Consider the following 12,123-nt stretch of genomic DNA (forward strand, 5'->3'; position numbering starts at 1 on the left):
CGCGCTTCGTAGTAGACCAGCTTGTCAACGCCGTACTTGGCCGAAAAACCCTCCACTACCTTGCTCTAATGCTGCCACACCCGCGTTGCCAGCTGTGAAGTCACCCCAATGTACAGCGTGCCGTTTCGTTTGCTGGCCAGGATGTAAACGCAGAACTAGCTTGTCCGTAGCGCCAAACGCCAAACTGGATTCCCGCTTTCGCGGGAATGACGGCCATAACACCGAACCACGTTACCCACAAATTTGTCGCGCACCCGGCCGGCGGGCCACCAATCGCCCCAGGTATGTCGGGCCGACTTCGGTCTCCAAGCGGCCCTCTTGCGCCGCCAGGACCTCGAAGTCCTCGAAGTAGCTGAGCAACTCGCCGTGGCGCAGCAGGTGCTCGGGGTTGGTGGGATGGCCGATCAAGCGTTGCTCGATCAGAAAGGTCTCGCAGATCACGATCCCGCCCGGACGCACGGCCCGCTTGAGGGCATCGAACAACGTGCGCTGCAAGTAGCGGATATTCACGGCCGCGGCGTAGTGGTCGCGGGGCAACGGGAATTCCTCCAGGTCGGCCTGCAAGGCGCGCACCGGCAGATGCTCCGCGCGGGCTACGGCCGTCAGGTATTGCAGGCCGGTGAAGGAGATGTCGATGGCGTCGACGGGATGGCCGTGCCGGGCCAGGTAGAGGCTGTTGCGTCCGTCGCCGGCGGCCGCGTCCAGCACCGGCCCGGGCGCGATCAGGTGGCGGAAGGTTTGGAGGAACTGTGACGGCGGATCGGCAGCGTGCCGGCCCCGGCTGCCGTAGCGATGCTCCCAGCGGTCGCGATCGGCGCGCATCGTCAGTGCAGCACCGCGCGCGCGAGCACGAGCACATCTGTATAGACGGCGCCGGCACGCTTGAGGGTGCGGCTGCACTCGTCGGCAGTGGCGCCGGTGGTGTAGACGTCGTCAATCAAGAGCACCCGGCGGCCGGCAACCCGCCGGTCAGAGCTGACCCGAAATGCGCCGGCGACGTTGCGTCGGCGCGCGCGCTCATCGAGTTCAACCTGCGGATCGGTGGCGCGCACGCGCTCGAGCGCGAAGGGATCGAGCAGGCACCCGAAACGCCGCGCCACCCCGTGGGCCAGCAGCAGCGCCTGATTGAAACCGCGCCAGCGTAACCGGCTCAGGTGCAGCGGCACCGCAATAATCAGGTCGTAGCGGCTGACCTCGAGCGTGCAATGCCTGATCATCAGCCGGGTCAGCGCCGGCGCCAGACTGACATCGGGGCCGTACTTGTAGCGTTGCAGGGCATGTTTGAAGGGGTCGGTGCGCTCGTCGTCGGCGGCATAGGTGGCGCAGGCGCGGGCCACTCCGAACGCCGGCCGCCGCCCCAGACAGCGGTGGCACAAGTGATCGGGGCCGCTGCCGGCAAAGGGATCGCCGCAGATGGAACATAGGGGGGAAGCGGGCGGATGGATTTCCCCTTCACACGCTTCACAGAAAGACGCGGCGGCGCTGGTGCCACCACAGCCGGGGCACTTCGGCGGATAGAGCAGATCGAGTGCGCGAACCCACCAGGACACGCGCGCATGCTACGCACTGACTCCGCCGCGCGCAACTTTTGTGATCGGCCGGCGCACGCGCTAGACTGCCGCCATGCGGTGTCGCAGCTGCCAACAGACGGCGGGATGGTTGCGCCGGTCGTGCGCTACCTGCGAGCGCCTGGCCGCCGTCGTGGCGGCCAATCGCGGCCAGGGCCTCAGCCACACGCTCGATCTCCTCATCGCCACCGGCGTACCCGCGGCCCACATCGAGAAGTTCCTTGCGGCCGAGCCGGATGGCCACGGCAGTATCCGCGATCAAATCGTTGCCGATATGACCAACGAGTTGATGCACGCCCTCGGCCAACCGAGCGCGCAGACCGCCGCTGATGTGAAACGGGCTCGCACGCGCGGCCAGTGGCATGCTTACGGACAACGCCCGCGCTAGGCGCCGCACCGAGGGATGGGCGACGAACTTTGACTGGACGCAAGCCGGCATATTATACGTTGAGCACTAAGGAGCGGCCATGAAACGCTTCGTCATTGGTTTCGCGATCGGCATGGGCCTGATGTACTGGTACCTGGAAAACGGGGAGCGCGTGTTCGGCAATGCCAATTCCTGGATGGAGAAGTCCGCCTCCGGCTATCGGCACGATCGCGTCCACGATGCCGCCAAAGAAGTCGCCGGCGAAAAGGCCCAGCGCTGATGCCCGCAATGGCCCTGGGCGACCTGCGGGTCCTCGATCTGACGCGGGTCATTGCCGGCCCCTTCTGCACCGGCTTGCTGGCAGACTTTGGCGCCGAAGTCATCAAGGTCGAGCTTCCCGGCCGTGGTGACGATACCCGTTATGGCTACCCGACGGTGGCAGACGTGCCGGTCGCCTTTCTCGCCCTCAATCACAACAAGAAAGGCATCACGCTCGACGTGCGCAAGCCCGCCGGGCGTGAGCTGCTGCTCAAGTTGATCGACCGCTGCGATGTCTTGGTCGAAAACTTCGCGGCCGGCACGATGGAGAAGTGGGGGCTGGGGTACGAGGTGTTGCGAGCCCGCCACCCGCGCCTGATATACGCGGCCCTGTCCGGCTTCGGCCAAACCGGCCCCTATGCTCATCGCACCTCCTACGACATCATCGCTCAGGCCATGGGTGGCTTGATGAGCCTGACCGGCTTTCCCGATGGACCACCGACGCGCGGCGGCGGCGCACTCGGTGATTACATCGGCGGCCTATTCCTTGCCGTCGGTATCCTGACCGCGGTGCATTTTCGCGCCCAGAGCGGGCAGGGGCAGCTGGTCGATGTCTCGAACATGGATGCCATGTTCACGATCCTCGACAGCTGGCCGACGGTGACCGCGATGACCGGCCGGCTGCCGGCCCGCTTGGGCAATCGCCACCCGTTTACCGCACCCTACGACTGCTACCGCGCGACCGACGGCTACGTTGTGATCGGTGTGGCGAATAACCAGCTCTTCCGTACGCTCGTGACGGCCGTAGGGCGCCCGGAGTTGGGGCAGGATGTACGCTTCAAGTCGCCGCGCGCGCGGTTGGAGCATCACGACGAGATCAACGGCGTCATCGGCGGCTGGGTGGGTTGCCGCACGGTGGCCGAGGTGATGCGGGTGCTCGGTGCCGCCAACGTGCCCTGTGCACCGGTGATGACGGTCGACCAATTGTTGACCGACCCACAACTCCGGGCGCGCGACATGGTGGTGCAAGCGCCGCACCCCCAGATCGGACCGGTGACCATGCCGGGCGTCCCGATCAAGCTTTCGGCCTCGCCCGGGGCGGTGCGGGCGGTGGGGCCCGGGCTTGGCCAAGATAACGAGGCAGTGTACCGTGACTTGCTCGGGTTGTCGGCGGCTGAAATCTCGGCGTTGCAGGCCGAGCAAGTGATTTAGGGCAGAGGGCGCGGGAAACACACTATGGAACTTCCGGTTATCCAACGGCTGAAGAAGGATCTCGCCGAGCTCACCAACGAGCTGAACACAAAGATTCCCAAGCTGCTGCAAGAAGCAGCCGCGCACGGCGATCTCAGTGAGAACGCGGAGTACGACGCCGCTAAGCAGCGCCAGGAGTACGTCCGCGCCCGCATCGCGCAGCTCAACCAGCGTATCCGCGAGCTATCGCTATACAACGTCAGCCAAATCCCCGACGGCGTTGTCGGCTATGGCAGCCGAGTCACGGTCGAGGACATCGACGAGGGCGAGGTGCAGGATTTCGAGATTGTGTTTCCCGAAGAGGTCAACGCCGGCGCCGGGCAGATTTCACTGAGTTCACCGCTGGGGCGGGCCCTGCTCAATCGCACCGCGGGCGATGAAGTGGAAGTGCAGACGCCGCGCGGGAAGAAGACCTACCAGATCGTCACCCTGCGGACCTTTCATCAGCGCGCCGCCTCCGACTGATCCGGGAGCACGCCGTCGCGCAGGGCGGCGGCAGCGTCTTCGGGGGCGACCGGGTTGAAGTACACCCCGGTGGCCCATTCCATCCCCAACTCGCCGGCCAGGTGCGGGATCAGCTCCCAGTGCCAGTGAAAGGTTTCGTGCTTGCTGCCGTCAAGCGGGCCGCTGTGGAGCGCCAGGCTGAAGTGTGGATTGGCAAGCGTGGTGCGCAGCTTACTCATGGTGTCGCGCAACAACGCCGCCAGTGCCGGCAGCTGGCGTTGGCTGATGGCGCCGAAGTCGGCGTGGTGTTGGCGCGGCAGAATCCAGATCTCGAACGGAAAGCAAGAGGCGTAAGGGGCGAAGGCGACGAAGTCGAGATTGGCCGAGATGACCCGGCTGCCGGCATTCACCTCGGCCTCCAAACAGTCGCAGAACACGCAGCGTTCCTTGAGCCGATGAAAGAAGTCGGCCGCCGCTAGTTCGTCATCGATGCGCCGCGGCACAAACGGCGTGGCGACGATGTGGGAATGATTATGAGGGTAGCGGCTGGTCGGTGCCCCGTGATTCTTGACCAGCGCGATCTGGCGAAAGCGCGGGTCGCGGCGCAAGTCGTTGAAGCGCGTGAGGTAGCTCTCGAGCAAGCGCGTCATCTGTGCCAAGTCGAAGTCGGCCCAGTGCGCGTGGTGGTCGGGAGTATCCACCACCAGCTCGTGGGCGCCGATGGCACTCATCAAGTCGAATGGCCCGATCCCGCGCCGCTCCAGTTTGCCTTCGATGTGCAGCAGCGGCCGGCGGTCGGGCGTAATGCGGACCAGCCAGCCGGTGGGGTTGGCTTCGGTGCGCTCGCCGCGCACGGCGTACAGCTCATTGGGGTTCATGGCCTCGTTGCCGGGGCAGAAAGGGCAGGGGGTTTCTTCCATCAGCGGCACCGCCGGAGCGCGCCGGCGTACCACATCCGCGCGCCGCTCGGGTGCAACGATAACCCAGCGGCGCATCAACGGATCACGACGTAGCTCTGACATGGCGGTGCCGGCACCCTTGCGTTAGGACCGTGTGCGGCACTATAGGCGCCCCAGCGCACGGTCGCAATGAGGAATGCATGACCCCGAACAACTTAGCTGACATGTTCTTTGCCCAAGCGGCGCGGATGGGTAACCGCCCGCGTTACCGCTACCGCAGCGAAGCCGGGTGGCGTGAGGTCTCGTGGGCGCAATGCCGCGAGCGCGTGCAAGACCTTGCCGCGGGCTTGTGCGCGCTCGGCCTGACTCCCGGTGCGACGGTGGCGCTGCTCAGCAGTACGCGCCCGGAGTGGACGGAGATCGACTTGGGCATCCTTGCGGCCGGCGGTGTAACCGTTCCCATCTACCCTTCCAACCTCGCGGCCGAGTGCGGCTACATTGTGTGCAACGCCGAAGCCCGCATCGTTTTCGTCGAGAACGAGAAGCAGCTGGCCAAGATCATCGAGGTGCGCGACCGCGGCTTCGAGCTCGATGGCGTTCGCCATCAAGCAACCGTGCGCCACGTTTGCTTGATCGACGGGCCGGGCGGCGGCGATGTGGTGGCGCTTGCGGACCTGATGGCCCGCGGGCGCGCCGAACGCGAGCGCCACCAGCCGGAATTGCAGCGGCGCCGCGCTGCGCTCGGCCGGGACGCGCTTGCTACCATCGTTTACACCTCGGGAACTACCGGGCCCCCGAAAGGGGTGATGCAGACGCACGGGAATCACCTGGCGGCCGTCGAACAGCTAATGCGCCTGGGTTTGATCGCCGAGGGCGAAGTGGACTTCTTCTTCCTGCCGCTGGCCCATTCGTTCGCGCGCTTGCTGGAATACCTTGGCTTGTACGCCGGCACCGTGACCGCCTTCGCGCGCAGCATCGACACGCTGATCGAGGACGCCGCCGCGGCCCAGCCGCACGTGATCCCGGCCGTGCCCAGGGTCTATGAGAAGATCTACGCGCGTATTCAGGCTACCCGCAACAGCGCCTCGCCGCGCAAGCGGCGCCTGCTCGATTGGGCCTTTCAGGTCGGCCGCCGGCATAGCCAATGCCTACAGCAGGGGCGAGCGGTGTCGCCGTTGCTGGCGCTGCAGGTGGCAGTCGCCCATCGCTTGGTCTTCCGCCGCATCCACGCCTTGCTCGGGGGCCGTCTCAGGTACCTGATCTCTGGCGGTGCCCCGCTGGCGCGCGAGATCGCCGAGTTCTTTCATTCGATCGGCCTGCTGGTGCTCGAAGGCTACGGCCTCACCGAAACCACACCGATATTAACCGTCAACCGGCCGGGCGCTTTCAAGTTCGGTACCGTCGGCCAAGCCCTGGACGACGTGGTGCTGCGGATCGCCGAGGACGGCGAGGTGCTCGCCACCGGCCCGAACATCGCCCAGGGCTATTTCAGACGGCCGGAGGCTACCGCGGAAACGTGGGACGCGCAGGGTTGGTTCCATACCGGCGACATCGGCGAGTTGGACGGTGATGGGTTCTTGCGCATCACCGATCGCAAGAAGGATCTCATCAAGACCTCCGGGGGCAAGTACGTGGCACCCCAGACCGTCGAGAACCTGCTGAAGACGCAGCCGCACATCAGTCAAGCCGTCGTCATCGGCGACAACCGCAAGTACTGTGTGGCGCTGATAACTCTCGACGCCGAAGAAATCCAAAGCTGGGCCCGGGCGCAGCGGGTGGATCTCCCCGCGCGCGAGCACTGGCCTGCCCATCCCGAGATCATGGCCTTGATCGATCGCGAAGTGGCTGCGGTCAACCAACAGCTGCCCTCCTACGGCACGATCAAGTATCACCGCATCCTGGCCCACGACTTCAGCCCCGAGAGCGGCGAGTTGACCCCGAGCTTGAAGGTGAAACGCAAGGTTGTGGCCCAGCGTTATCAGCCGCTGATCGAGGAGATGTACTGAGCCCCGGGGGCGCCGGCGACCGCATCCGTGTGCGAATTCCGCTGAGCTGCGGCGCACTTGCTGCGGCAGTAGGGGTGTGCTACATCCCCCAGCGACATTGAGGGCCGCTGAGGAAAAGTGGGCCGCGCGCCCACTTTTTTTGTTTTGGAGATATGGATAAATCTGTGGCCGAGCGCGTCTGGGCGCTGGCCGAACCCTTAGCGCAACAGGAGGGACTGGAGATTGTCGACGCGGAGTTCCGTCGCGAAGGACGGGGGATGGTGCTACGGCTGTACTTGGACCGAGCGGGCGGCGTGGCGCCGGATAGCCCGCGCGGGATGGGCGTGACGCTGGACGAATTGGCCCGCTTCAGTCGCCAACTGGGAGATGTGCTCGATGTGCACCAAGCCGTACCCGGCAGTTACACGCTGGAAACCTCGTCGCCGGGGATCGACCGGCGGCTGCGTGTGCCGGCGCAGTTTGCGCGCTACCTCGGTAAGCGCGTGCGCCTGCGCCTGCTCGAGCCGCTCGCCGGCCGGCGCACGCTGCTGGGGCTGCTGAAGGAAGTCCGCGATGACGGCATCCTCGTCGATGCACAACCGGAGGCGCTATTTGTTCGCTATGCCGAAATTAGCCAAGCCAATTACGAGCACGAGTTCGGACGCCAACTCTGAGCGTGGCTCACGGAGGGTACCATGCAACCTGAACTCAGCCGAGTGATCGATCAAGTCAGCAAGGAAAAGAGTATCGACAAGTCGATCGTCATCAGCGCCGTGGAAAACGCGATGCTCTCGGCGGCCAAAAAGGTGCTCAGCGCCGATATCCGCGTCGAGGCCAAGTACAACCCCGACCTCGGCGAGGTGGAGTTGTTCAAGATCCTCACCGTCGCCGAAACCGTCACCAATCCGGAAACCGAAGTCTCGCTCGAAGACGCTCGCGCCAATCTCGATCCCGAAGCCAGCGTCGGCGACGAACTGCTCGAAAAGCTCGATCAGCGTTACGGCCGTATCGCCGCCCAGGCCGCGAAACAACATCTGATCCAACGCCTGCGCGATGCCGAACGGGACATCATTTACAACGAGTTCAAAGACCGTAAGGGTGAACTGACGCATGCCGGTATCGTGCAGCGCTTCGAAAAGAAGAACATCATCGTCAATCTCGGCCGCACCGATGCCATCTTGCCGGAGAAGGAACAGATCCCCCGCGAGCGCTATCGCCAGGGCGATCGCATCCGGGCTTACATCCTCGACGTCGAGATGAGCAGCAAGGGGCCACAGATCATCTTGTCGCGCACCCATCCGGGCTTTCTGGTCAAGTTGTTCGAACAGGAAGTGCCGGAGATGTACGAAGGCATCGTCGAGGTCAAAGGCGCGGCCCGCGAACCCGGGGGCCGCGCCAAGATCGCCGTGATCTCCAACGATCCCGACGTCGACCCGGTCGGTGCCTGCGTCGGCATGAAGGGGACGCGCGTGCAGGCGGTGGTACAGGAACTGCGCGGCGAAAAGATCGACATCGTGCACTGGACCCCGGACCCAGCGGAGTATGTCTGCCGCGGGCTCGCTCCGGCGAAGGTGTCGAAAATCATCATGGACGAGGACGAACACGTCATGGAGGTCATCGTCGCCGACGATCAGCTGTCGTTGGCCATCGGTAAGAAGGGCCAGAACGTGCGCTTGGCCTCGCGCCTGAGCGGTTGGAAGCTCGATGTGCGCAGCGAAGCCGAGGCCGAAGAGGAGGCGCGCAAGGCCCGCGCCGCGCTGACCGCAATTCCGAACCTCGGCGATGTGACGGCAGAACTGCTCTATCAGTACGGCTTCAAGTCCGCTGAAGAAGTGATCGCCACCGACGAGCAGACCATCGCCGAGATCGACGGCATCGGGCCGGAGAAGGCGCCGATCGTGCTCAAAGCCGTGCGCGCCTACATCGAAGAACAGCAGCGGCTAGCCGCAGCGGCGGCCGCGGCGGCCGCCGCTGAACCCAAGGGAGAGGACGAGCCCGCGTGAGCAAGTCGCTGCAGCTCCGTACCTGCCTAGGTTGCGGCCAGCGTGCACCCCAGCCGGAGCTGGTGCGGCTGGCGGCGATGCCGGACGGCGCTATCGCTGCGGATTGGCGCCACCGCCAGCCCGGCCGGGGCGGCTACCTGCATCAGGAGCGCAGCTGTTGGGAGCGATTCGCGGCGCGCAAGGGGCCGGTGCGCTCGCTGCAACGGTCGATGAGTCGTGCCGAGCGCCAGCTGCTGGTCGCTCGCCTGCGAGCAGATTCGGAGCTATAGAAGAATGTCCATGGCTGGGAAGCGCATAAGCACGCTGGCGAAAGAGTGGTCGACCGGCCCACACAAATTCGAGGTGAAGGACTTGCTCGCTCACCTGGAACGGCTCGGCATTCACGGCAAACGGCCGCAGAATTCGCTCAGCGATGAAGAGGTGGACCAGTTGCGCGCGGCCTGCTTCGGTGAGAAGCCCGTCATTGCCGTGGGCGAAGAACGCACGGTAACCAGCGACGAGGGCCAAACCAGCGTCGAACGGCGGGTCAGCACGCGCGTGATCCGACGCCGGGCCGCGCCGGTGCAGCCGGCGCTGCCGGAGGAAGCCCCCGCGGCTCCGGCTGAGCCCCTGATCACCCACGCCGAAGTTATCGAAACCTTCAGCGAGCCGTTTGCGACCGAGCCGTTCGTGGAGCCCGAGTTGCCGGTTCACATTGAGCCCAGCTTGCCGCCGGTCGCGCCCGCCCCGACACCGCCGCTGGAATTACGACCGGTGGCACCGGCGCCGCCCGCGGCAGTCGTCAAGCCCGCGCCCAAGCCTGCGCCGCCACCAGTTGCTTCGGCGAAACCGCAGGCCATGCCGGCGGCCCGAGCCGGTGCCGCCCCGGCTATGCCCGAAGCCCAGCGCGGCCCGCGCGTGCTCGGGCGCATCGATCTCAAGAAGGCGGAACCGCCCAAACCGGCGCCCCGCGCCGAACGCGAACGGCCGGCGGCGGCGGTGCAGCCTCCGGCCGCGCTCTTCCCGCCCGAGGAGACGGCGGAAGCGGGCGGCCGCGGGCGCAAGAAGAAACGACGGGTTATTCAGAAACCCGAAACCGCCCCCGAAGTCCTTGGCGGCCGCGATACCCGTTACGGCAAGCTGCCGCGCAAGAAGCGCGCTCAGCCCGGCAAGGAACAGCGCAAGACGGAAATCACCACTCCCAAGGCGAGTAAGCGGGTGGTGCGCATTTCCGAAATCATCACCGTTGGTGACCTCGCCAAGGCGATGGGCGTCAAGGCCGGCGAGGTCATCAAGAAGCTGATGGACGCTGGCATGATGGCCACGATCAACCAGGTGCTCGATGCCGACACCGCCTCCCTGATCGCGACCGAATTCGAGTACAACGTCGAGAACGTGGCCTTCAACGCCGAGTCCGCCATCGAGGTCGATCGCGAAGCCACCACCGAGGACCTGCCGAAAGTCCCCCGGCCGCCGGTGGTTACCATCATGGGCCACGTTGATCACGGCAAGACCTCGTTGCTGGACCGCATCCGCCAGACCAACGTCACGGCCCAGGAAGCCGGCGGTATCACGCAACACATCGGCGCCTATAGCGTGGAAGTGCACAACAAGCGGGTGGCCTTCCTCGATACCCCGGGGCACGAGGCCTTCACCCAGATGCGCGCCCGCGGCGCCAAGGTGACCGACATCGTCATCCTCGTGGTCGCCGCCGATGACGGGGTAATGCCGCAAACGGTCGAGGCGCTCAATCACGCGCGCGCCGCCGCCGTGCCGGTGATCGTCGCGATCAACAAGATCGACAAGCCCGAGGCCGACCTCGACCGCATTCGCCGCGACCTCGCCAACCACGGCTTGGTGCCGGAAGACTGGGGCGGTGACACCGTCTGTGTGCCGGTGTCGGCAAAGACCGGCGACGGCATTCCCCAGCTGCTCGAAATGCTGCTCTTGCAGGCGGAAATGCTCGAGCTGCAGGCGCCGCTCGAGGCCCTGGCGCGCGGTACCATCGTCGAAGCCAAACTCGATCGCGGCCGTGGACCGGTGGCCACCGTGCTGGTGCAGGAAGGCACACTCAAGATCGGCGACCCCTTCGTCTGTGGCGGCGAGTACGGCCGCCTGCGCGCCATGATCGACGACAAGGGCCGCAAACTCAACAGCGCCGGGCCGTCTACGCCGGTCGAAATCCTCGGCCTCAATGGCGTGCCCGATGCCGGCAACGCCTTCGTGGTGGTCAAGGACGAGGCCACCGCCCGACAGGTCGCCGACCACCGCCGGCAAAAGCAGCGCGAGGCCGACCTGGTCAAGAGCGCCAAGGTCTCGCTCGAAGACCTCTACGAACAGATCCAACAGGGCGAGGTCAAGGAGCTGCGCGTCGTCATGAAAGCCGACGTCCAAGGCTCGGTCGAGGCCTTGTCGGAGGCGTTGTCGCGGCTGTCGAGCGAGGAAGTCCGCCTCAATGTCCTGCATGCCTCGGTCGGCGGCATCACCGAGAGTGATGTGTTGCTGGCGTCGGCTTCCAACGCCGTGATCATCGGCTTCAATGTGCGGCCCGAGAGCAAGGCCGCCGACCTGGCCGAGCGCGAAGGCGTCGATCAGCGCCTCTACACCGTCATTTACAACGCCGTCAACGACGTGCGCGATGCCATGGAGGGCCTGCTCGAACCGACGTTTCGGGAAAAGACGGTGGGGCGCGCACAAGTGCGCGAGGTCTTCGCTATCCCCAGCATCGGCGCGGTCGCCGGCTGCCACGTCAGCGAAGGCAAGCTCACCCGCGGCGCCGCGGCCCGGCTGGTGCGCGACCACGTTGTCGTGCACACCGGCAAGGTGGCGACCTTGCGCCGGTTCAAGGAGGACGTCCGCGAGGTCCAGTCCGGCTACGAGTGTGGCCTGACGCTCGAGAACTATCAGGATGTGAAAGTCGGCGACGTGGTCGAAGCCTACGAGAGCGAGGCCGTCACCCGCCGGCTGACGCCGACGGCGGGTCGTGCCGTCGCGGCGGAACGACGCGTCTAGGAGCCTGTCGCATAGACGGCCCGCCGGCCAGCTGGCCGCCCGGGCGTGAGCCGTGCAGGGTCGATTGCCATGGTGGTTGGCGTTCTCAGACTGACGTTGTTCCTGCCCGAGAACCACTCCCTCAAGGGTAAACGCGGCGTGATCAAGAAGATCAAGGCGCGCATCGCCAACGAGTTCAACGTCTCGGTGGCCGAGTGTGATGGCCAGGACTTGTGGCAGCGGGCGGTGCTCGGCGTGGCCCAAGTGGGGCCGGACGCTCCCTATGTGGACGGCACCCTGCGCCAGGTGGTGCGCTTCGTCGAGGAGCTGCACCTCGCCGAAGTGGGGGCCGATGAGATCGAGGTGTTTCACTGCTGA

13 protein-coding genes and 1 pseudogene are annotated in these 12,123 nt (G+C 65.5%); 10 read left to right on the forward strand and 4 right to left on the reverse strand.

From position 1 onward, the window contains the following. The 3 genes and pseudogenes from HY699_23855 to HY699_23865 all read right to left on the reverse strand — a co-directional run bounded on the left by HY699_23855 (position 1) and on the right by HY699_23865 (position 1,337). Positions 1-143 (reverse strand): annotated as a pseudogene (locus HY699_23855) (GIY-YIG nuclease family protein). Between the two features lie 88 nt (positions 144-231). Further along, positions 232-822: a class I SAM-dependent methyltransferase gene (locus tag HY699_23860; GenBank protein MBI4518841.1), complete on the reverse strand. Its 591-nt coding sequence runs from the start codon at positions 820-822 to the stop codon at positions 232-234. A gap of 2 nt (positions 823-824) precedes the next feature. Further along, on the reverse strand, positions 825-1,337 hold the full coding sequence (locus tag HY699_23865) for a ComF family protein (GenBank protein MBI4518842.1): 513 nt from the start codon (positions 1,335-1,337) through the stop codon (positions 825-827). A gap of 286 nt (positions 1,338-1,623) precedes the next feature. On the opposite strand from HY699_23865, the gene HY699_23870 reads away from it, so the two are divergent. The 4 genes from HY699_23870 to HY699_23885 all read left to right on the forward strand — a co-directional run bounded on the left by HY699_23870 (position 1,624) and on the right by HY699_23885 (position 3,909). Further along, positions 1,624-1,956, forward strand: coding sequence for a hypothetical protein (locus HY699_23870; protein ID MBI4518843.1), 333 nt, complete (start codon positions 1,624-1,626; stop codon positions 1,954-1,956). Positions 1,957-2,035: 79 nt separating this feature from the next. Next, a complete protein-coding gene (locus tag HY699_23875) occupies positions 2,036-2,215 on the forward strand; it encodes a hypothetical protein (protein MBI4518844.1) in 180 nt (59 codons plus the stop codon). A gap of 8 nt (positions 2,216-2,223) precedes the next feature. Then, positions 2,224-3,405, forward strand: coding sequence for a CoA transferase (locus HY699_23880; GenBank protein MBI4518845.1), 1,182 nt, complete (start codon positions 2,224-2,226; stop codon positions 3,403-3,405). A gap of 24 nt (positions 3,406-3,429) precedes the next feature. Beyond that, a complete protein-coding gene (locus HY699_23885; protein ID MBI4518846.1) occupies positions 3,430-3,909 on the forward strand; it encodes a transcription elongation factor GreA in 480 nt (159 codons plus the stop codon). Here the strand turns inward: HY699_23885 and HY699_23890 are convergent. Then, a complete protein-coding gene (locus tag HY699_23890) occupies positions 3,888-4,910 on the reverse strand; it encodes a galactose-1-phosphate uridylyltransferase (GenBank protein MBI4518847.1) in 1,023 nt (340 codons plus the stop codon). The genes HY699_23885 and HY699_23890 overlap by 22 nt on opposite strands. A 77-nt stretch (positions 4,911-4,987) precedes the next feature. On the opposite strand from HY699_23890, the gene HY699_23895 reads away from it, so the two are divergent. The 6 genes from HY699_23895 (at position 4,988) to HY699_23920 (ending at position 12,123) form a co-directional block, all read left to right on the forward strand. After that, complete coding sequence (locus tag HY699_23895; GenBank protein ID MBI4518848.1) at positions 4,988-6,793, forward strand: long-chain fatty acid--CoA ligase; 1,806 nt, start codon at positions 4,988-4,990, stop codon at positions 6,791-6,793. 152 nt (positions 6,794-6,945) lie between these two features. Next, positions 6,946-7,446: a ribosome maturation factor RimP gene (locus HY699_23900; GenBank protein ID MBI4518849.1), complete on the forward strand. Its 501-nt coding sequence runs from the start codon at positions 6,946-6,948 to the stop codon at positions 7,444-7,446. A 21-nt stretch (positions 7,447-7,467) separates the two neighbouring features. After that, the gene (gene nusA / locus HY699_23905; GenBank protein MBI4518850.1) at positions 7,468-8,775 is read left to right on the forward strand and encodes a transcription termination/antitermination protein NusA; all 1,308 of its coding nucleotides are present in this window, start codon (positions 7,468-7,470) and stop codon (positions 8,773-8,775) included. Then, a complete protein-coding gene (locus HY699_23910; protein MBI4518851.1) occupies positions 8,772-9,044 on the forward strand; it encodes a YlxR family protein in 273 nt (90 codons plus the stop codon). Before nusA ends, HY699_23910 begins: the two co-directional genes overlap by 4 nt. Before the next feature lie 10 nt (positions 9,045-9,054). After that, complete coding sequence (gene infB, locus HY699_23915) at positions 9,055-11,766, forward strand: translation initiation factor IF-2 (GenBank protein ID MBI4518852.1); 2,712 nt, start codon at positions 9,055-9,057, stop codon at positions 11,764-11,766. Positions 11,767-11,835: 69 nt separating this feature from the next. Continuing rightward, positions 11,836-12,123, forward strand: coding sequence for a DUF503 domain-containing protein (locus HY699_23920; protein MBI4518853.1), 288 nt, complete (start codon positions 11,836-11,838; stop codon positions 12,121-12,123).

Source organism: Deltaproteobacteria bacterium, from assembly GCA_016210005.1.
Classification (GTDB): Bacteria; Desulfobacterota; Binatia; order HRBIN30; family JACQVA1; genus JACQVA1.

Bases quoted from the DNA above. Each gene is read 5' to 3' on its own strand.
- HY699_23860 (MBI4518841.1), bottom strand. From the start codon at position 822: ATGCGCGCCGATCGCGACCGCTGGGAGCATCGCTACGGCAGCCGGGGC.
- HY699_23870 (MBI4518843.1), top strand. From the start codon at position 1,624: ATGCGGTGTCGCAGCTGCCAACAGACGGCGGGATGGTTGCGCCGGTCG.
- HY699_23875 (MBI4518844.1), top strand. From the start codon at position 2,036: ATGAAACGCTTCGTCATTGGTTTCGCGATCGGCATGGGCCTGATGTAC.
- HY699_23880 (MBI4518845.1), top strand. From the start codon at position 2,224: ATGGCCCTGGGCGACCTGCGGGTCCTCGATCTGACGCGGGTCATTGCC.
- HY699_23885 (MBI4518846.1), top strand. From the start codon at position 3,430: ATGGAACTTCCGGTTATCCAACGGCTGAAGAAGGATCTCGCCGAGCTC.
- HY699_23890 (MBI4518847.1), bottom strand. From the start codon at position 4,910: ATGTCAGAGCTACGTCGTGATCCGTTGATGCGCCGCTGGGTTATCGTT.
- HY699_23895 (MBI4518848.1), top strand. From the start codon at position 4,988: ATGACCCCGAACAACTTAGCTGACATGTTCTTTGCCCAAGCGGCGCGG.
- HY699_23900 (MBI4518849.1), top strand. From the start codon at position 6,946: ATGGATAAATCTGTGGCCGAGCGCGTCTGGGCGCTGGCCGAACCCTTA.
- nusA (MBI4518850.1), top strand. From the start codon at position 7,468: ATGCAACCTGAACTCAGCCGAGTGATCGATCAAGTCAGCAAGGAAAAG.
- infB (MBI4518852.1), top strand. From the start codon at position 9,055: ATGGCTGGGAAGCGCATAAGCACGCTGGCGAAAGAGTGGTCGACCGGC.
- HY699_23920 (MBI4518853.1), top strand. From the start codon at position 11,836: ATGGTGGTTGGCGTTCTCAGACTGACGTTGTTCCTGCCCGAGAACCAC.